The following is a 20831-nucleotide window of genomic DNA, read 5'->3' as shown; positions in this document are numbered from 1 at the left end:
AGAGCGGTGCGTCCCGTGACGATAGGGAGCGCGCGGTTGACGAAGGAGTAGCCCGCGCCCGGCAGTACGCGAAGTGGGCGTTCCCCGCGCGCGAGCTGCCTACGCCGACTATCCGGCGATTTGAGGAAACCGCGCTGATCAGCTGGAGCAACGAGCCATCAGCCTGGAGCATCGCTGGATATGTGAGCGCAAATCGCACTGCAATAGATGGCATTGGTTACGTTGACTCGGAGTACCGTTCCACGGTGGCCGCACAGGTCGACGATCTGCTCGCCTATTCAGGCGATCTGGGAGGATGCTTCAACCTCTTTCGAGCATCTGATCGGAGGATCGAAGCGGCGACTGACGCCACCAAATCCAACTCGGTCTACGTGAGCAAGTCGGATCGGCTCTGGGTGCTCTCTTCGCGTGCCATTCTGGCGCACATGATCGGATCGGGGGCTGTGCAGCCCGAGTTCGATCTCGCCGCGCTGGTAACCATGCCGTCCAAGGGCTACATCGTGGGCAGCGGGACGCCGTACGGGGGCGTCTCGACACTCGGAGTTGCCGAGCAGGCGATCATGACTCCTCGGGGCGAGCGTCGACACTCGGCGGTACCAGTCTCGGAAGCAGGACGAGCTGACCTCGGACTGGCCGACTGGGACCGCACCGTCAGCGCCACGGCGGATGCGCTTGTGCGCGCATTTGATCCGCTCGCCGGTGGGGATGTTCACCTGGCGTTGACTGGCGGCCGTGACTCACGTGTGATCGCAGCCGCGCTCGCTCACCACACGGGGATTGGTGTGACTACACACACGATGGGCGTCCCCCGGGATCCCGACGTGATTCTCGCCGCAGAAATCGCCGCATTGTCGGGTTGGTCACACGAAATCAAGGCGCCCAATCGCAGTGCTACCGAGGGTTCAACGCTGCTGGCAGAGCACCCGATTGACCGGATCACGCGAGTTCTTGATGTGCACGACGCGATGAACTCGGCTTGGGATGATATTGAAGATTATGGTGACGTCGTCCCGTTGCCGATCATGTCCGGGGTGGGAGGGGAGATCCTCAGGGGCGGCCTGGTCTTGACCTCGCATGCGCGAATGACGCCCGCCCTCGCACAAAAGGAAGTTGCCGCGGCTCTCGGCAATGGCAAGTTCATCTCCCAATCGTATGTTTCTTCATATGGGCTGAACTATGTAGGAATGGCAGAGACCTCGCCATTCCAGGCAATCGACGATTTCTACTACCATGAGCGAAACGGGCGCTGGGTGGCAAGTCGCCGCATGGGTGCGCGCTTCCGCCGACGGGTGATTGACCCGCTTCTCGATAATCGATTCATTCGAGAGACCCGCCAGATAGATCCGAGCATTCGCTGGGCTGAAATGCTGGCCTTCGAACTGATCGATCGGCTTCATCCCTCGCTTCGAGACCTCAGGATGGAAGGAAATCGTTGGCGATTCGAGCGTGAGCAGCCACACCCGTTGCATGCGGAGGGTTGGGGCGCTCGAGGCGCCATCTACCGCGATCCAACGGTTGCCTCGTTCAACTGGAAGAACCTCACGGATCCAGCCATGCGTGCGCGGGTAGACGAGGTCATCCGCGACGGCGTGACCACGGGGGCGGCAGCCGAGCTGTTAGATCGCCAACAGGTCGAGACATTCCTCGCGTCGGACGTCAAGTACCCCGGTGTCAGGTGGCACCTTGCTACAACTACGGTGATGTTGCTGACCCCGTGGTGGCGGACAGCTCGCCGTGAACGGCGTGAATCTATTGAGATTCGTGTGCCAGCACCGGCTGGGGAGGAGACTGAATTGACCAGGTCTGAAAACGATGATGCGCGTCCGGCCGGACCGCTCGTGTCTGTCATTGTTCCGATGTACAACGCCGAACGCTTCATTCACGACACACTCGAGAGCCTTGCGGCTCAGTCGCTCCTCGACTTCGAGGTCATCGTTGTCGATGATGGCTCAACTGATCGTTCGTCGCTAATCGTCGACGAGTTCGCAGCACGCGATGACAGGTTCTCCCGCGTCGATGGCCCAGCTGTGGGGAGCGCGGGTGCTGCACGGAACGTCGGACTTGATATTGCGCGAGGTGAGTATCTCGCCTTCCTTGACGCCGATGACTTGTTCGCCCCGAGTATGCTCGAGAAACTCTATCGCAAAGCGAAGGCAGACGAGGCGGACGTCGTCCTCACTGGGTTTCAGACTTTTGACGACACTACCGGTGCGGTGCAACCTCAGCGCTGGGCCCTCCGCACGCAGTACTTGCCCGCTCAAACCCCGTTTCCTCCGAGCGCTATCGCTGATCACCTCTTCTACGTAACCAATCCTTCAAATTGGAACAAACTCTTCCGGAGAGCGTTCGTCGATCAGCAGGGGATAAGGTTCCAGCCGCTGAGACGTGCGAACGACGCCTACTTCACCTTTATCTCGCTCGCAACGGCACAAAGAGTTACTTACGTCTCCGAAGATCTCGTTCTATATCGCGTTGGCAACTCTTCCAGCCTGCAGGGATCGATTCAGGAGACGCCACTCGAGTTCCTAGACGCCATAGCAGGCATACATGACTCGCTCCGATCCGCGGATCTCGACGGGCGCTTCCGACGGGCCTTCATAAACCTGATCGCCACGATGTCGCTCGGAGCACTCGCCCGCGCCAGTTCCGCGCCCGTCTTTCTCGCCACCTACTCTGCTGTGCGCGAGACGCTGTTTCCGAAGTTCGCAATCGCGGCTGCGAGTCCTGAAACGTTCCTCACCGCCAATCTTGCGCGCCGGGTTGCGGAGGTGTTGGAGAAGCCTGCCGACGTCTGGCTCTTCGACCGCGTAGCGGGTCAGCGTGACGACGAGCCCGCGTCCGCGGATGGGAGCGGCGCGCCGACGGACGATGTGGTGACGGAGCAACTGTCCAGCGAGAACGGTACTTTCCCTGTCGTCGAGGATTCACGTCCGGATGTCTCTGTGGTTGTGCCTGTTTACAACTCGGCTGCCTGGTTGCATGAGTGCTTGCTCAGCATCTTGGCGCAGTCGGGCGTCTCGATGGAAGTCATTTGTGTGAATGATGGGTCGACTGATGACTCGTCTCGCATTCTCCGTGAGTACGCGACGAGCGACAGCCGTGTCATTGTTGTGGATCAACCCAACGCAGGATTGTCAGCAGCGCGAAACACTGGTCTCGACCTCGCCCGAGGACGCTATGTCTGTCTCATTGACAGCGATGACTACTGGCGCATCGACGAGTTGGCGGAGTTCGTTGATCGTGCCGATCGCGATGCATTGGACGTCCTCCTGTTCGACGCGGACTCATTCTTCGAGCCGGGAGTCTCCGCTGAAACCCGAAATGCTTACGCGACGTATTACGCGCGGAGCGCGTCCTACGCACACATTACAACCGGGGTTGAACTCATCGCCTCCATGCGCGAAAAGGGCGAGTATCGTGCGAGTGCGTGCCTCTATCTAGTTCGAATGGACCTCATTCGCGACACCCGGTTGCGATTCATCCCCGGAATCGTACACGAGGACAACCCCTTCACGTTTGCTCTGCTCATGAATGCAAACCGCGTCGTTCATGAAAATGTAGCAATGTATGCGCGGCGGGTGCGTCCAGGCTCCATCATGACTACGGCGTCATCCGAGCGTTCGTTGCGTGGATACGTCGCATCGTATCTGGAAATGAATCGGCACCTGGCGGGTCGGAGTTTGCCTTCCGAGTCGGCGACCCACATTGGGGATGTCGTGCATCAGATGTACGCATCAGCTCGTCGACTATTCATTCAGCTTCCAGCAGCGAACGGCGATCGAGTTCTGGAGGCGGAGCTCAGCCCCGAAGCGCACTGCACATATCTGATGTTGCGCTATGACCGTGGTCAAGCGCAGAAGATTCGTCGACTCGCCAAGGAGACGTGAGATGCGTGTACTTGTTACCGGCGGCGCGGGCTATGTTGGTTCCCATACTGTTCTTGCGCTTGCCGAGGCGGGGCACGACGTTGTCATCGCGGATGATTTCAGCAACTCAAAGAGATCCGTTGTCGACCGGCTATCGCATCTGTCGGGCATTGATATCGAGTGCCATGAGGTCGATCTCGTTCAGAGCGGATCCGCCGACGGCATTCTCGTGGGTGGTTCAATCGATGCGGTGATTCATTGCGCAGGGCTAAAAGCTGTCGGGGAGTCCGTCGCGAATCCTACTCACTATTACCGGACTAACCTGGCGAGCACTCTGTCGGTGTTGGAGTCGATGGAGAAGTACGGGGTGCGGCGGCTTGTTTTCTCATCGTCTGCCACCGTGTATGGGAGCGACGCGAATCCGCCATTCGAGGAGGATCGCTACCCGCTCGATTCCGCGAGCCCCTACGGTCAGTCCAAAGTGATGATCGAACGCATTCTGGCTGATGTCGCGAAGGCGCGGGAGGGGTGGAAGGTTGCCCTGCTGCGTTACTTCAATCCCGTGGGCGCGCATGAGTCCGGAATGCTGGGCGAGGATCCGCAGGGGACGCCCAACAACCTGATGCCATATATTGCACAGGTCGCCGTCGGCCGTCGCCCTCATTTGACGATTCATGGCGACGACTACGAGACAGTTGATGGCACAGGCGAGCGCGACTATATACATGTCGCGGATTTGGCGGCCGGTCACGTTGCGGCGCTGCAACACCTCGACACGATGCTGCTTCCGGTTCGCGCGTTCAATCTCGGTACTGGCAAGCCCACGTCTGTATTGCAGTTGGTCCGTGCTTTTGAAGAGGAAAGTGGTCAGCGGATACCGTTCTCGATCGGGCCGCGGCGCGAGGGGGATCTAGCGGTCGCTTTCGCGAACCCAGCGCGCGCGCATGCCGAGCTCGGGTGGACCGCATCTCGCACAGTGAACCAGATGTGTGCAGACACGTGGCGGTGGCAGTCCGCTAACCCGATGGGTCTACGGGAATCGATTGGCTCCGCTGTTCATGAGCGCGACGTTCGCTAGCCAGCCGTTCGTGTGCGGCGCTCTAGGCGTGGTACGCGAAGACGAATGGCTTCAGCTCATCGGGTCCGCGCCGGCTGGAACCGTCACGCTGGATATTGGGGCTGGTGCTCGTTTCGCTGCGACTGGAAACTCTCGCGGTTTGGAGCGTGTACCGCAGGGCTGGTGCTGGGGCCGCTACATCGGTCGAAGCACCCGAGCGACGTCCATCGATTCGGCGGCAAACGAACTCGGCCTCGCTGGGTACTGGCGCGGGCATACGGACACGGCCGTTGTCCATGGTGACGCTCTCGGCTTCCAGGACCTCTACTATCGGCGACTAGAGAGCGCGGTGTACTTCTCGAACCGCATCGAGCCTCTCCTCGCAATTCGGCCCGCACAGCGCATCCATGCAGACTGGGGCGCCTGGGCGCGCTTCTTCACCTTTCTCGGCTTCACCGGGAGCGATACCGGCTTCGCTGAAGTGCGACGTCTGGAGCGCAGCGGACGCTTGACGCTCACCGCGGCGGGCGTCGAGATCATTGCCGCCCCAGGTCCCAGGTGGCTGACCTCTCCGAACGCCTCGGAACCTATCAGTGGAGTCGCCGAGGCGCTTGCAGAGGTCGTACGTGATGTTAGCCCGGGAATGTCGGCCGACGGTGTCGACTTGACGCTCAGCGGCGGGCATGACTCGCGGCTGGTGCTTGCCGCGCTTCAGCGAAGCGAAGCGCGCGGTTTGCGCGCTAGCGTGACCCCGCATGAGAACGGCTGGGACGCCGACGTTCGTGTAGCGCGACAGGTCGCCAAGGCGTCGCGGATCGGGTTGCGCGAAGTAGGTTGGTCCGCAGAAGACTGGATCGTCGCCCGTGGTGAAGTCGCCAGCCGGCTCGAGTTCCAGACGGCACTCCACAACTGGTTCAGCCCGCTCGCCCGATCACTGTATGGCTCCCGTAGACCGCTCCTGGACGGTCTCGCCGGTGACAAGCTGCTGCACTACCACGCGCTGCAGACTGGCTCAGATCCTCAGGCCCACAGGACGGACGTGCTGCGACGTATCGGAGGATGGCGGATATCTAAGCCGGACATCCTCAACCGAGACGTGGAGGAGACATTCTCCGAGATCACGAGCTCGTACTGGATGGAGAGGACGGCACATTGGGGGCTGCATCCCTACGCAGAAGTCCTCTACTGGCTGGAGCATCGAACAAACCGTGTCATTGCGGCGGCACCATTTCGATTGTTCGGACCGGAGCGAATGGTCGTGACGCCGCTCATCGATCCCACCTTCGTCGCGGCGGTTTTCAACTCTCGACATTCTCAGCCCGGCGAACCAGACATTCGGCAGCGCCTGTTGCAGATCCTTGATCCGACGCTCGCAAAAATGGAAACAACGAACACAATGCGGAGTGATCCGCGTTCCTTCGTTCCACGCGGGCTTTCGTTGCCGATGGCGCGGCTGGAGCTTGCAAGCGTTGTCGGTCGCCTTCCCTTCGCGCGTACCATCTTTCGGGGGCAGACGCTGGACCGTTTGGTTGCGGGCAAAGAGCTGAGCCCTGACGCGCTCGTCTTGTTGCGTGCGACGGCAGTCTTGTCCGATTGGTACTCGGCATACCACGACCGCCTTGCCAACGCCGAGCCAGACTGGACCTAACACCCGCGCTGTCGACAGATAGCATCATTAGCGCCCATCGTGGGCAAAAGGAGGAACCACATGCCCCGGGTCACTGTCCGAGATCTCGTCGCGATCGCAGTCTTTCTCGGTCTCGTGGCCATCGTTGCAATCTTCGCGCTGATGGGGAACACCGCTTGGGCGCTCGCCGCGCTCGCGTGCCTGATGGCAATGGTTGGCGTGGTCTCTCGAATCGAATTCGCGACTCGACGCGGAGATTTGAAGTCGCAGCGCAGAGACCTGCAGGACGTGCGTCGCACCGTCGAGCGCATCCACCGCGGCGCTGAGCAGATGAAGGTCAGCCGCGCTGCGGATGTCGAGCAGGCAACGCAGCTGGTGACCAGCGTGGCTGCTCTTCATTCCGAGATCCGCGGGATGCGAGTCGCGCAGCAACTGACCTCCCAAACTATAACGGCCACAAAGAGTGGCGTACTGGAGTCGGCGCATTCGATGGCTGAGCTTGAGCGGCGGACGGCGGCGATATACGACGGGATCCGGGCTCGCGTTCGCCAGCCGGAGGTGGAATACCTAGACGACCTGCAAGGTTTGTACCAACTGTTCAGTCGGTTCACTCCGGTTGCCCCGTTGCCCTCGATGGCGGGTTCGAGCTTGGGCGCGGCGGGAATCTATTTCGTGACCGACATCATCGAACAGCGCCAGGTCGATTGCGTCGTCCACCGAGGGAATCGACTGACCGCGCTATGGATGGCATATGCGTTGCGGCTACGAGGAACCGGGATGCTTATCGTCCTGGAGGACGACGACGACGGCGTCGCGCGAACGCTTGCCTTGCTCACCGAACACCAACTGGCAGGGTTGGCGGATGTGCGCAGGGTCGGAACTGTCACCGCGACCCCGGCGGACAGTGATGCCGAGGTGGAAGGACTCCCGCGAGGGGTGGATCTACTCGTCCTTGATAGGGACGCGAACGACATGAATGGCGTCGATCTCTACCCGGACGCAGCTCTGCTGCGGTGGATGCTGAGGTCAGATGCGCTGCTCGTCGTCTCCGATGCTGAACGGATCGATGTCGGTGAGGTTATTCGGTCGTGGGAGGAGGCCAACTCCGAGCTAAAGCGGGTGCTTTCGCCCCGAAGCGATACCGCGGTGCTGTCGTGGGGCATGGAAGCTACCAGCTAGGCAGCGAGCGCGTCAGGTGGCCAAGGGCCACCTGACGCTTGATCCGTCGGCACGACGGCTGCGCTACCGACCGCTTCAACGGGGTGTCGCTCAGAGCGCGGAGACGCGAGGAAGAACTCCTTGCGAACGCGGTGACCACGGAGTGTCCATGGCGCGGCGGAAATGGTGCCGTTGCGCGCGGGTTGACCTTTCGCGGTACGCGAGCCAGCGCATACCCCCGACGAGCTGATCAGCGGCGGAGGATGGCGTGCTTGGCCTTGACTGCGAGAGGGTGAAGTCCCGGAACGACCCTCATCAGGGCTCGCGCCGGCGGGGTGACCAGACGAACAAGCAGGTCCGCACTGTCGCTCGTCGGCTCTGTCGCGGCTGACGTGGGCGATTCGGCAGGCTTCCTCGGTGTGGTGCGGCGCGCCTCGGCGTTCAGCTCCGCGAAGCTGATCAGCAGGTCGATCAACGCAGCGGAGTCCTGCAGGCTGGGCTCGGGTGACCACGAGCTGGGGAGAGCGCCCGTGACGAGTTCGCGGTAGAGCGTCGCGAAGTCGTACGTACGCTCGCGCTCAGCTGCCGTGAGTGAAGCGTGCGACATCGTCGCGAACAGCTCCGGATCCGATGCGATACGAGCGATCGCGGCAGCGAGCGCCTCAGCCTCGCCCTGCGCCACGGTCGCGACCCCGTCGTTGTCGTGCACGAGGGCCAGCCACGGAAGCTCGTACATTGCGATCGGCAGTCCGCGCGATTGCGCCTCGGGAATCGTGAGCGGATACCCCTCGATGACACTGGTGTTCACGAACACATCCGCACGGTCCATTGCCGCGAGCAGATCGTCACCATACAACGGTCCGACCACCTCGACGCGATCGCCGACACCCTTGTCGCCCGCGAGCGCGGTGAGGGTCGCCTTCGTCGTCTCTTCCCAATCGGGCCCGATGATCCTCATCCGGAAGTCGGCGCCGAGGCGATCCAACTGCGACGCGACTTCGACCAACTCGCTCACGCGCTTGGTCGGTTCCTCCAGTCGTCCCCACCAGATCAGCTCGACCGGGCGATCAGCGGGAGCGCTCTTGCGGATGGCGGCAGCGGGTGACACGGCCAACAGCGGTGAAGGGGGGTTGGGCAGGTACGATACGCGCGGCATCCCCTGCAACTTCCAGAACGCGACATCCAGGGGCGACAGGACAACCAGGTGAGCCAGCGCGTCGAGATGGCGCGTCTGAAACTCGAGGCGTTCGAGCCCACGCAGCACGGAGCGGCCTGCGAAGTTGTGCGCCCAACCGATCGTCGGGACGCCCTCGGCGGAAGACGTAAGAGCGAATGCGGGCCACTTCGTCGTGTACAGCCAGTGGTGGTCGATCACCACGTCGATCTCACGTTCCGTGCAGATCTTTGCCCACTGACTGAGCTGGCCAGACAGGTCGCTCCCCGACAGCTCGAAGAAGGTGACCCCTGAGGGGATCGCGGACCGGTCGCTGCCCTCGTCGCGGGCCACAACGGTGACGCCGAAGCCGGCATTCATCAGCTGCCGCGCCTGGGCGAGGAGCACGCCCGAGATCCCGCCTGTCCGAACGATGTTCGTGGTGAGGAGTACGTTCCGGACCGGGCGAGCACCCAGGTCGGCCCTTCGCATGTGCGCGGCGAGAGTGCCCAGCGCACCAGGCCACAACGCTGCCGTCGCGTGGACGATGTCGTGCGGGGCGGCACGGGTGGACAGGTGCTCGAGCGCCGCGGGGAGCAGATCCTCGCGAGTGTGCTCCGCGAGGTAGTACGTGGTGTAGCCGATGATCGCCAGACGCACCGAGTCGTAGGTGTCGCGGACCAGCTGGGGGTCGCTACTGCGCGACGCGATCTCGGCTGCCGCCGTCGCGACGGTGTCGATCGAGTGGATTGCGCTCGCGTAGAACTTCACCCACTCGAGATCATGCACTTTCTGTCCACTGCCACCGCGGCCGAAGTGATACCGGTAGAGCCGATCTGGGACCGATTCGAACGACGTCGCCAGCGCGGCTGCGAGGAACGCGATCGGAAGGTCATTCACCCGCGGAAGCACCAGATCCTCCGGCATGAGCGCGTACGCGCTGCGGAGGAGATCGGTGCGGAACAGGTACCGCCAGAGTTGCCCCTGTGCTGCCTGACCGATCGGGAAGAGACCACGCAGCACGTCGGTTCCCCGCAGTGACCCCAGCTGCGGTTGCAACCGAGTCTCGAACGGACCGCCGGTGCTGCCGTCCGGGCGCACGACTTCAACCCCGAACTGCACGAGATCGGCGCCGGTCGCCGTCGCTCTGGCAAGCGTGGTCGCTGCCGCGTCGCCGGCCAGCTCGTCATCACCGTCGAGGAATAGAAGGTACTCCCCGCGAGCAGCATGGATGCCGACACGACGGGCCTGATAGGCGGACTTGTTGCCGTCCTGACGGAACAGGCGAACGCGCGCGTCGACCTCGGCGAACTCCTGGACGATCTCCGCGGTGTCGTCGGTGGACGCGTCATCGACGACGACCACCTCGACGTTGCTGAGAGTCTGGCGCAGGCAGCTCCGGATGGCGGCAGCGACGACATCCGCGTCGTTGAAGACGGGGATGACGATCGAGACGAGCGGGGTCGTGTCCATGTGCTTCGGGTCGTTGCTCTCTGGGAGGGGCGTCGCTGCCGGTCGATGTGGCTAGCCACTGGATTCGGCCGAGTCAGAGACGGCGGATGCCGTGCTTGATCTTTCGGAGTGCAGGCCGGACCCAGGGGGCGACCCCGAGGATCCGGTGTCCGGCTTCGGTCAGCGATCCCTCGATTCGGCGTCCAACGGACGGCGGGGCGGCTCGCCGGCGCGCCCTTCGGGCTGCGCGCGCAGCGATCGATTGCGGGCTGCTGCTCCGCTCCGCGAAGAAGACCAGCAGTCTGACCAGCTGTCGCCCGTCGTCGAGGGTCGGCTCGGGCGAATACTCCTCCGGCAACGCTCCAGTGATGAGCTGTCGGTAGAGCTGCGCGAAGTCATGAGTCGTCGCGCGCTCGGCCGATTCAACGGCCGCCCGGGACATCGCTTCGTAGCGCTCAGGATCTGCCGCGACATCCGATATCGCGGTTGCAAGGGCGACGGCATCCCCTTGCGGCACGGCGACCACACCCTTGTTGTCGCGCGTGAGGGCCAGCCAGGGCAGGTCGTACATGGCGACCGGTAGGCCGTACGACTGCGCCTCCGGCAGGGTGAGCGGATACCCCTCGATGATGCTCGTATTGACGAACATATCCGAAGAGGTGATGGCGTCGAGCAGGTCCTGCCCATGGCGGGGGCCTGTGACCTCGACGAACCCGTCAAGGTTGCGCGCGGAGACCAGGCTCGACAGTCGGGCGCTCGTCATGTCTGTCCAGTCCGGGCCGATCACCCGCATCCGGAAGTCGACACCCAGCCGCTTGAGTTCTGCCGCGACGCTGACGAGCTCCGTCACCTTCTTCGTGTGCTCCTCCAGGCGCCCCCACCACACGAGTTCGAGCCGACGGCCGGCTGGCGCCGTCTTCGGCGTGATCTTGCCGATCGAGTCGAGAAGCAGCGGCGAGGGCGGGTTCGGCAGGTACGTGACATGGCCGACTCCGCGAAGCTTCCAGAAGGCGACGTCCAGCGGGGAGAGGACGACGAGCTTCGCCAGAGCATCCATGTTGTCGCGCATGAGCGTGTGAAGATCGTTGCCGTTGTACGTCGGTCGACCCGCGAAGTTGTGGATCCAGCCGATAGTCGCCGCACCGCCCTCGCGGGCAGCCAGCGCGTACGCAGGCCAATCGCGCGAATACAGGATCCGATGGTCGATAATGACGTCGATCCCACCGGTCCGGCAGAGTTCGGCCCACTGGTGCAGCCGATTCCTCGGCGATCCGGCCATCTGCACGAGGGCCGCACCGTCGGGGACCGCAGAGAGATCGGTTCCCGGGCGATGCGTCGCGATCGTGACCTCGTAGCCGGCGTCGAGGAACATGCGAGCCTGTGTGCGGAGCACCCCGGAGACGCCGCCGGTGGTGAGCACATTGGTGGTGAGCAGCAGGCGTCGCACCGGCTTCTGGCCGAGGCGAATGTGGTCTCCGTCCCGTGAGAGCGCGCTCAGCGCGCGGGGGGAGAACCTGGATGCTGCCGCGATGATGTCGACGGTGTTCGTCGAGGAACCCAGCTGATCCTGGCCGCGCCTGCGGTTGTCGTCAGGGAGATCGGCCAGAGCATCTGCGGCTCGTGCGATCGTCGCGAGGCGAAGGGATTCGAAGCCCTCGACGAGTGGCTCCGGGTTGGGGACGTTGCGCGCAAGTTCGCGAACCTTCCCCTCGATGTTCGATAGAGCGGCAGCCTCGTCGAGGGCGAGTCCAGCATCGGAGCCCGGAAGCTCGGATCCGGCTTCCGCGACTCGGTGGTACAGAGGCGCCCAGAGGGTGACATGTGTACGAGCGGTGGCGCACGCGAGGAATACGACGGGAAGGGGGCTGGCAGGCGCGGGTGTCGATGCTGCGGGCATCGACTCGCATACCTCCCGCAGCAGCTCGGTCCGGAACAGGTGACGCCAGGTGCGATGATCGACGACGGCGCTATCCGGGAAGACTTGACGGAGGATGTCATCCCCTCGGAGCGTGCGGCGACCCCCACTGATGCGACGTTGCGGTGTCACTGCGCTGGGCGCCTTGCGCCGATCATCATGCGCGAGGATGCGAATGATGTCGGCATCCAGTTCGACGCCGGTGCGATGCGCCAGTCGCACGGCGTCATCGTCGAGCACGTCGGAGGCGCTCAACGGCAGCACATGCGCGGCGAGTGCCGCGAACGCGCCTGCTCGGTGTGCCGCGACGAGCGAGGTCGCGTCGGGGGCATGGATGATCCGCACGCGCCGATCGGAACTCACGTCTGCTTCGATCGTGGCTGGGGCGGATGCGACGACGATGATCTCGATCTGCTCCAGCGTCTGCGAGGTACACGCACGCAGAGCGTCTGCGAGCAAGGGGCTGTCGGAGAAAGCGGGGAGGACGATTGAGACGAGAGGTGTCGAAGGCATCTGAGATTCGTGGACCCTGTGGTGAAGGAGCTTCGTTCAGGCGGACGATGCGGCTGCGCGGAAGACATCCGCGTACTGAGCGGCGATCGCATTCGGGTCGCGTGCGTCGAGATCGGGGCGGCCCGCGGCAGGATGCTCCCGGAACCGCACGAGCTCGTGCTCGAGTGTCGCCGAGGTCAGTGGCCCCCGGTGCAGACGCACCCAGTCGTGACCCACTTCATCCGCCAGCAGACGGTTCGAGGGCGTGTCCTCGGCCAGCACGGGCCGATCGAGTGACAGTGCGAGCATGGTGACGGCGAGCGACTCCTGGGTTCCTGACGCGACGACGACGAGCTCCGCCGCACCCACTTCGGTCACAAGCGCTGCGTCCGAGAGCGGTTCATCGCACAGCGAGATCGTAGCCGGATATCGATTGACAGTGCGGGCGAACGACGATGCCAGATCCTGCGGGACCTGTCCCACAACGCGCAGCGACCACCCGTCCGGAGCGGCCGCGGCGAACACCTTGAGCGGTCCTTCGTACGCGCCCGGCAGGGTTCCCGAAGCCAGGAAGAGGAGTCGCCCAGCCACCGCATCCGTGCGCGGATAGCCGAGGAAGCGCGAGCGGAGATGGCTGTGTGGGATGACGGTAGTGGTTCGCGCCGACCGCGTCGGGACTGCCGGACTCATCACAATGGACGTCATTGCGAACTGATCGAGGATGGCCTCGGCGCGTGAGCCCGAGTTCGACGCCGCAGCGGAGTCTCCGCTCAGTGACCTCACGAGCGCGATGCGGCGACGCCTGAGTGCTCTGACGAATCGACGTGCCCGACGCTCTCTCTCGCCGACCGGGACCCGTCGGTCGCCGACCACGGCGCTGACGGATGTCAGGACCACGACGTCGGCATCCGGTGCGTCGCGAAGGCTGTCTCGAAACTCGAGGTGGATGTCGGCGGGTGCGCCGCCCGCCGAGTCGTCGCCGACGAGTTGGTCGACGTATCTCACGCGGTGTGAAGGCGGTCGCTGCGTCACGACGACACGCAACGGAGCTTGCGGTGTCGAAGCGACGCGCGCGGCGGATTCGGCCTCTCGTCGCCTTGCGGGGCGCAGGAGTCTGGACGGCGAGAGCACGCGCCAAGAATAGACTCGTGCGCGGTGAATACGAAAACGACCCAGCACGTCTTCGCGCATCTGAGCGGGCAGGACGACAACCTTGGTGACTCCGCCCTGCGAGTAGCGTACCTCGACGCGCTCCGGGGACCGGGGCGGCATGTCCACGTCTTTCTCGGGCCGGCGTCGACCGACTATCTCTCAGCGTTCACGACAGCGCCTGATCTGACGTTCCATGAGGAGCGGGCGACGTGGATCGGGGCGGAGCAAGAAGCGACTCGTCCGGTTCATGCGTTCAACGCGGGGGAGACGAATCCGCGAGGCGGCGTCTTTCCGGTCGCTCGTCGTGCCGCAGAGTGCGCTCGCGTGCTTGATGCAGGCGGCGCACTGATCTTCGCGGGGTTGGGTATCAAGAGCGTCGAGACCGCAGCGAACGTCACCTTCGATGCGTCGATGCACAACGCGACGATCATGTCTTGGCGCGACCAAGGCTCACGTGACGCAGCCGGCTTCGGCGAGTTCGCGCCCGACTGGGCGTATTCGCTGGGAACCCCCGCCGAGGAGTGGCGATCGTCTTTCGATCGGCCCTGGCTCGCCGTCACCATGCGGTTCGACCGGCTGTGGCCGGATGCCGACTGGTTCGCGGCGATGCGGGCGTTCGCCGAGGACACCGGCACGAAGATCGTCACGCTGGCCCAGGTTGCCCGCGACGCGCCGCGTGCCGTGCATCTCGCGGAGGCGCTCGGGGGCGAGTACCTCCCTCCGCCCAGCATGCGTCACGCCGACCTCGACGCTCACGTCCGCATGGTGTATCAGCGCTCGTTGGCTGTCGTCAGCGACCGTGCGCACGGGCTGATCATCGCGGCGACCGAGGGGGCCTACCCCATCGGATCCGGAAGCGATCCACAGAAGATCGCGCGGCTGCTGGCGGCGGCAGGATTGGGCGGTCTGGTGGGTCGTTACGACGAACTCGGCGAATTCGCCGACAGGTTCGAGGCGCACCTGCCGGGGCTCGCGCCAGCAGTTCATGCCGCTCGGGCCGACATCTCCGATCTGACGGCGCGCATCCGCACCGCCATGGGGTCAGTCGCCTGACCTGCGCGCCCGACGCGCCCAGATTCGGTATCACGAGTCGGGGTATGATCGGGCGAGTTATGCCCTCGCGGGAAAGTCCCACGAAAGTGTGGCGACCAGAGAGGTGGCGGATTCCTTGGTGGATGCACGCCTTCGCGCCGTAGAAGAGGGCCTCTTCGAGGTGGGTCGCCGACCTCCGCTCGGAGCGTATCTGGCTGAGGCGTGGCGCCGCCGGACGTTCGCCTATACATTCGCCGGCTACCGCCTGATCGGCGGGCTCCTCGACAATCGTCTCGGGGTGCTGTGGATCATTCTGAAGCCCGTTCTCACCGCGGTGATCTATGGAACGATCTTCGGCTTCGTGCTTTCGAGCGCTGCCCGCCCGGATGATTGGGTTCCTTACCTTCTCACCGGCGTATTCGTCTTCGAGTTCTTCACCGGTTGCTTCTCCGGCGGCTCGCGTGCCATCACCAGCAACACGAAGCTGGTCCAGAGCCTCGGCTTCCCTCGCATCCTGCTGCCGGTGGCAGTCGTGATCGAGCAGGCGATGCGCATGGTTCCGATCACGCTGATGCTCGGAGTCCTGCTGCTCGTCTTCGGCGTGCCCATCAGCTGGTCGTGGCTCCTGGTCATTCCGATCCTGGCGATGATGGCCGTCTTCAATCTGGGTGCCGCGCTGATCGTCGCACGCATGTCGGTCTGGGTCCGCGACGTACAGCAGTTCATTCCGACCATCAACCGGGTGCTGTTCTACGCGAGCGCGATCTTCTTCCAGGTCGATCTCATCTTCGCGGACAATCCAGTGCTCCTGACGATCGCGCATCTCATCCCGACCTACGATTTCATCGCGCTCGCTCGTGGAGCCCTCCTGGTGACGCATCCGGCGCCGTTGCTCGCCGTCATCGCGGCGCCCATCTGGACGGTGCTGGCCATCGGGTTCGGCGTCGTGTACTTCTGGAGGGCCGAGGCGAGGTATGGGCTCAGTGAGTGAGTTGATGTTGCCGGGGGAGTCCGTGCACTCCGATCGTCGGCCCATGATGGTCGTGGACGACGCGCACGTCACCTACCGTGTGTACGCGTCGGGCAAGCGCATGAGCGCTCGTGACAGCGTTTTCAGCGTGCGCGCACTGCGTGGTGGACGTGGCCTGAAGACCGTTCCCGCCCTCCGCGGAGTCTCGTTCACCGCCTCCGAGGGTGAGACGATCGGCGTCATCGGACACAACGGATCGGGTAAGTCGACGCTGTTCCGTGCGATGAGCGGCCTGATTCCCACCTCGCAGGGAAGCATCTGGGCTGCTGACCGTCCCGTGCTGCTCGGAGTCAACGCGGCGCTCGTGCCCGGGCTCTCGGGCGAGAACAACATCAAGCTCGGTCTGCTCGCGATGGGCTTCTCTCCCGAGGAAGCATCGGCGCACGTGGACGAGATCGCCGACTTCGCCGAACTGAACGAGTTCATACATCACCCGATGCGCACGTACTCCTCTGGAATGGGCGCGCGGCTACGGTTCGCGATCGCCTCTGCGAAGGCGCACTCGATCCTGCTGATCGATGAGGCGCTGTCGGTGGGTGATCGTCGGTTCAAGCTCAAGAGCGAGGAGCGCATCCGCGAACTGCGGGACAGCGCCGGCCTGGTCATGATCGTCAGTCACTCGGCGGGCTCGCTCCGTGACACCTGCGAGCGCGTGCTGTGGATCCACAAGGGCGAACTGCGCGCCGACGGTCCCACCAAGGACGTCATCGATGACTATGTGAAGTGGACCAAGCAGCCGGGCGGCGGCGCCGTCGGCGCTGCCTCGGCGACGCCGGCGCCATCGTCAGCGGCAGCGAGGCGGCGTGCACGCGCGGCAAGGGTCGCACGCAATGGCGAGCTGACGGAAGTGTCGCCGGCCGCACGACCGGCCGAGTCCCCTGCGCAGCTGGCTGACGAGCTACAGCCGGCGGCCGCTCCCGCCGCCGCAGGACCCCCGGAACCCGCGGGGTCCACACAGGCGACGGCTCTGCCTGCCCCGCCCGAGAACCCCCGGGTCCTCGCCCGACGCGAGCGCTTCTATCGCGCCGCCCGCGCGCAGTCGCGCCGCCGCATCATCGCGCTTGCGATCACCGCTGCAGCGATCCTGATCGCGATCGGCGCTGGTGCGGCGCTCGCCCTGGTCGCGCTCTTGTCGCACGTAGACGTCGCCTCAGACGTGGCCTCGCAAGTGTCGGCGTCTGCTGCTTCGATCGTCGTCGTCGAACCTGCTGGCGTCGCCGACGGCGCCGCGATCGAACTCCCGCTCTGAGGGATCGGCGTGGACCCGCCGGCACCAGGGGGCCGCACCGGCTTCGCCTTCAACGGGCGCGCAACAAGCCCTTCGCGCGATCCGCGAGGGGGCGCAGACGCGGGAACCGCCGCAATGTCGCGCGGCCGAGGGGCGCCGCGGACCGCCATAGCCGGGCGCTGAGCGAGGCGTTCGGTGCGCGCCCGGCACCTCTGCCCCGCTCAGCGAAGAACACGAGCAGCCGCAGCAGCTCACGAGCATCGTCCAAACTCGGCTCGGGTGAGAACTCGGGCGGCAGTGTGCCCGCCGCTACGTCGCGATACAGGGCGGCGAAGTCGTAGGAGAGCGCTCGGCGTGCAGCATCCACCGACGAGGCCGAGAGCTCTGCGTACCGGTCTGGATCTTCGACGGCCTGAGCGATCGCGCGCGCGAGGGCGGGAGCGTCGCCCTGGGGCGCCGTGACGATTCCGGCGTTGTCCTGAGCGAGCGTCAGCCACGGAAGCTCGTACATGAAGACGGGCAGGCCGCGTGCCTGCGCTTCGGCGATGGTGAGCTGATAGCCCTCGATGATGCTGGTGGACACGAATGCATCCGCCGCGTCGATCAGGTCGATCAGGTCCCGCCCATGGCGAGGTCCGACCGCGACCACTACGTCGCCGACACCGCGTCGACGAGCCTCGGCGTTGAACCTCTTCTGAGCCGAGTCGTCCCAGTCCGGTCCGATCACCTGCAGCCGGAAGTCGACCCGGAGCTTTCGCAGCTGGACACCGACGTCGATGAGTTCGGAGATCTGCTTCGTGCGCTGCTCCAGGCGACCCCACCACACGAGGTCGATGCGGCCATGTGTGCGTGTCTTCGCTGCAGAGTGAGAGGAGGATTCGAGCAGGAGCGGCGAAGGGGGATTGGGCAGGAAGGAGGTGTGGGCGACGCCACGCAGCTTGAAGTATGCGACATCGAGCGGGGAGAGCACGATGAGCCGGGCAAGGGTGTTGCTGCACCGCTCGAGGAGCGAGAGGCGGCGGTTCCCGTCGTACAGCGGCCTGCCGACGAAGTTGTGGACCCATCCGATGGTCGCGGCCCCCTCGGCACGGGCCGCGAGCGCGTACTCCGGCCACTGATCCGTGTAGAGCAGCTGGTGGTCGATGACCAGGTCGATCTCGTTGCTGCGGCAGAGCGCGGACCACTCCCGCAGGCGCGCGTCCAGGTCCCGGCCGGCCAGCTCGACGAAATCGACTCCCGCCGGGACGGCGGAGCGATCGCTGCCCCGGTTGCGCGCGACGATCGTCACGCGGCATCCCGAGTCACGCAGAGCGCGGGCCTGCGACGTGAGCACGGCAGACACCCCTCCCGTGCGCAGCGACGACGTGGCCAGCAGGATGCTGCGCACCGGCCGATCAGGATCGCCCTGCCACGGCAGGTGGAACCTCAACGTCGACAGCGTCGCGGGGCGGAAGGTCGCCGCCGCGCGGATGATGTCACGCGTCGACGTCAGCGTCTGGAGGTGCCCGAGTGCGGCGTCGAGGATCGAGCTGTCAGAGCCGGCGACCAGCTGGAAGCACACGTGGGCGATGATCGACAGCCGAGCGGATTCGTACGTCGCGAGGATCGAGTCCGCGTCCTGTCTCTCGAGCGCGAGGCTCTCGATCGCCGGGCGGATGCTGTCGATCGAGCGGATCGCCGACGCGTAGAACTCCGCGCGCTCCACGCTGTCGACCGCCTGACCGCTTCCGCCCCGCCCGTAGTGGTAGCGATACAGCTTGTCGGGGATGGCGACGAGCTTCGTGGCCGAGGCGGCGGCGAGGAACAGGAGCGGGAGGTCGTTGACCCGCGGCAGCGAGAGGTCTTCAGGCACCAAGGAGTATGCGTGGCGCAGCAGGCTCGTCCGGAACAGGTACCGCCAGAGCTGGCCCTGAGCCGGTGCACCGATGGGAAACAGCCCTTGTAGTACCGCACCGTCCGTCAGAGCCTGGTGAGCGTGCCGCAGACGGTTCTCGTACGCTCCGCCTGTGCGGCCGCTCTTCTCGACGACCGTGACTCCGAAGCCGACGAGGTCTGCTCGCGTAGCCTCAGCCTGCGCGAGGGCCTTCTCCGCGGCATCCACGACGAGCTCGTCGTCTCCGTCGAGGAAGAGCACGTAGGCGGCCTCGGCAGCCAGGATGCCGACGCGCCTTGACTGGAAGGCCGACTGGTTGCGGTCCTGGCGGATCAGCCGAACGCGAGGGTCGCGGGCGACGAACGACTCGATTATCGCGGGAGTGCCGTCGGTCGACGCGTCGTCCACGCAGATGACCTCGATGTCGCGGAGCGATTGATCCAGTGCGCTCTGGAGCGCCGCGGCGACAGTCGATTCGTCGTCGAACACCGGCATGACGATCGATACAAGGGGCGCGGGCGACATCGGCGTCGATTCTATTCGGTGCACGTGCCGCGGCTAGTCTTGCGCCATGAAGATCGCCATCGTCGGCACAGGCTATGTCGGCCTGTCGAACGCCGTCGTCCTCGCGCAGCACCACGAAGTGGTCGCCGTCGATGTCGACCCGCGCAAGGTCGACCTGCTGAGCCGGCGAGTTTCGCCGATCGTCGACGCCGAGCTCGAGGACTACCTCGCGTCGCGCGAGCTCGACCTGACCGCCACCCTCGACGCCGAATCGGCGTACCGGGGTGCGGATTTCGTCGTTGTCGCGACGCCGACGAACTACGACGAAGAGACCAATTTCTTCGACACGTCGTCGGTGGAGTCCGTGATCGAGGGCGTCCTGGCGATCACCGCTCACGCGACGATCGTCGTCAAGTCGACCGTGCCCGTCGGATTCACCGAGCGCGTGCGTTCCGAGCATCCCGGCGCCTCGATCATCTTCTCGCCCGAGTTCCTGCGCGAAGGTCGCGCGCTGTACGACAACCTGCACCCGTCGCGCATCGTCGTCGGGGACCGCGGCCCGTCGGGGCGGCGATTCGCGGACCTGCTGCTCGAAGGTGCGGTCGACACGGACGTGCCGGTGCTGCTCACGGACTCGACAGAGGCCGAAGCGATCAAGCTGTTCGCCAACACCTACCTCGCGCTGCGCGTCGCGTACTTCAACGAGCTCGACACCTACGCAGCCGTGCACGGCCTTGATGCGCGGCAGATCATCGAGGGGGTGGGCCTCGATCCGCGCATCGGCTCGCACTACAACAACCCGTCGTTCGGCTACGGCGGCTACTGCCTGCCGAAGGACACGAAGCAGCTGCTCGCGAACTACTCCGAGGTGCCGCAGAACCTCATCGCCGCGATCGTCGACGCCAACCGGACCCGCAAGGACTTCGTGGCCTCCGACATCCTCGCGCGCGGACCCAAGACGGTGGGTGTCTACCGCCTGGTCATGAAGTCGGGGTCCGACAACTTCCGGGCGTCGTCGATCCAGGGGATCATGAAGCGCATCAAGGCCAAGGGCATCGACGTCATCGTGTACGAGCCGACCCTCGAGGAAGAAGACTTCTTCCACTCCGAGGTCGTGCGCGACCTCGATGACTTCAAGTCGCGCGCGGACGTCATCATCGCGAACCGCTCGACGGACGTGCTCGACGATGTCGCGCACAAGGTCTATACGCGCGACATCTATGGTCGCGACTGACCGACCGTCCGCCCCCGCCGGTGAAGCGGAGCGGGGCGTCCGGTTGCTTTGGTAGGCT

The 20831-nt window shown here is 64.7% G+C and carries 12 protein-coding genes; 8 read left to right on the top strand and 4 right to left on the bottom strand.

Annotated elements, in window-relative coordinates; genetic code table 11:
• Window positions 1-245 precede the first annotated feature (245 nt).
• Genes ACFWJ8_RS13420 through ACFWJ8_RS13405 form a run of 4 tightly spaced genes read left to right on the top strand, consistent with a single transcriptional unit; the run spans window position 246 to window position 7729 of the window.
• On the top strand, window positions 246-3887 hold the full coding sequence (locus ACFWJ8_RS13420; protein ID WP_378812154.1) for a glycosyltransferase: 3642 nt from the start codon (window positions 246-248) through the stop codon (window positions 3885-3887).
• A 1-nt stretch (window position 3888) separates the two neighbouring features.
• Entirely contained in the window at window positions 3889-4944 is a 1056-nt protein-coding gene (galE, locus tag ACFWJ8_RS13415) for a UDP-glucose 4-epimerase GalE (protein ID WP_378812318.1), read from the top strand.
• Window positions 4925-6571, top strand: a complete 1647-nt coding sequence (locus ACFWJ8_RS13410) for a hypothetical protein (RefSeq protein WP_378812151.1) — start codon at window positions 4925-4927, stop codon at window positions 6569-6571. The genes galE and ACFWJ8_RS13410 overlap by 20 nt, the downstream gene beginning before the upstream one ends.
• A 60-nt stretch (window positions 6572-6631) precedes the next feature.
• Window positions 6632-7729: a hypothetical protein gene (locus ACFWJ8_RS13405; protein ID WP_378812149.1), complete on the top strand. Its 1098-nt coding sequence runs from the start codon at window positions 6632-6634 to the stop codon at window positions 7727-7729.
• A 229-nt stretch (window positions 7730-7958) separates the two neighbouring features.
• On the opposite strand, the gene ACFWJ8_RS13400 is transcribed toward ACFWJ8_RS13405, so the two are convergent.
• The 3 genes from ACFWJ8_RS13400 to ACFWJ8_RS13390 all read right to left on the bottom strand — a co-directional run bounded on the left by ACFWJ8_RS13400 (window position 7959) and on the right by ACFWJ8_RS13390 (window position 13911).
• Window positions 7959-10334 carry a glycosyltransferase gene (locus tag ACFWJ8_RS13400; RefSeq protein WP_378812146.1) on the bottom strand — a complete coding sequence of 792 codons (2376 nt, stop codon included), beginning with the start codon at window positions 10332-10334 and terminating at the stop codon, window positions 7959-7961.
• Between the two features lie 73 nt (window positions 10335-10407).
• Window positions 10408-12741, bottom strand: coding sequence for a glycosyltransferase (locus ACFWJ8_RS13395; protein WP_378812144.1), 2334 nt, complete (start codon window positions 12739-12741; stop codon window positions 10408-10410).
• A gap of 36 nt (window positions 12742-12777) precedes the next feature.
• Window positions 12778-13911 (bottom strand): hypothetical protein, encoded by a 1134-nt coding sequence (locus ACFWJ8_RS13390; protein WP_378812141.1) that lies wholly within the window; start codon window positions 13909-13911, stop codon window positions 12778-12780.
• Between ACFWJ8_RS13390 and ACFWJ8_RS13385 the strand changes: the two genes are divergently transcribed.
• The 3 genes from ACFWJ8_RS13385 (at window position 13876) to ACFWJ8_RS13375 (ending at window position 17183) form a co-directional block, all read left to right on the top strand.
• Entirely contained in the window at window positions 13876-14925 is a 1050-nt protein-coding gene (locus ACFWJ8_RS13385) for a hypothetical protein (protein WP_378812139.1), read from the top strand. The two genes, ACFWJ8_RS13390 and ACFWJ8_RS13385, sit on opposite strands and share 36 nt — an antisense overlap.
• A gap of 118 nt (window positions 14926-15043) precedes the next feature.
• Window positions 15044-15895, top strand: a complete 852-nt coding sequence (locus tag ACFWJ8_RS13380; protein ID WP_378812136.1) for an ABC transporter permease — start codon at window positions 15044-15046, stop codon at window positions 15893-15895.
• Window positions 15896-15938: 43 nt separating this feature from the next.
• Entirely contained in the window at window positions 15939-17183 is a 1245-nt protein-coding gene (locus tag ACFWJ8_RS13375) for an ABC transporter ATP-binding protein (RefSeq protein ID WP_378812134.1), read from the top strand.
• Between the two features lie 49 nt (window positions 17184-17232).
• Here ACFWJ8_RS13375 and ACFWJ8_RS13370 read toward each other — a convergent pair whose 3' ends face one another.
• Complete coding sequence (locus ACFWJ8_RS13370; protein WP_378812132.1) at window positions 17233-19560, bottom strand: glycosyltransferase; 2328 nt, start codon at window positions 19558-19560, stop codon at window positions 17233-17235.
• A gap of 46 nt (window positions 19561-19606) precedes the next feature.
• Here ACFWJ8_RS13370 and ACFWJ8_RS13365 point away from each other — a divergent pair, with 46 nt between their 5' ends.
• Complete coding sequence (locus ACFWJ8_RS13365) at window positions 19607-20773, top strand: nucleotide sugar dehydrogenase (RefSeq protein ID WP_378812130.1); 1167 nt, start codon at window positions 19607-19609, stop codon at window positions 20771-20773.
• The last annotated feature ends 58 nt before the right edge of the window (window positions 20774-20831 follow it).

It is taken from the genome of Microbacterium sp. NPDC058389 (assembly GCF_042722305.1).
Classification (GTDB): Bacteria; Actinomycetota; Actinomycetes; order Actinomycetales; family Microbacteriaceae; genus Microbacterium.
The sequence above is the reverse complement of the archived record's forward strand: the minus strand, read 5'-3'. Positions and strand labels throughout refer to the sequence as shown.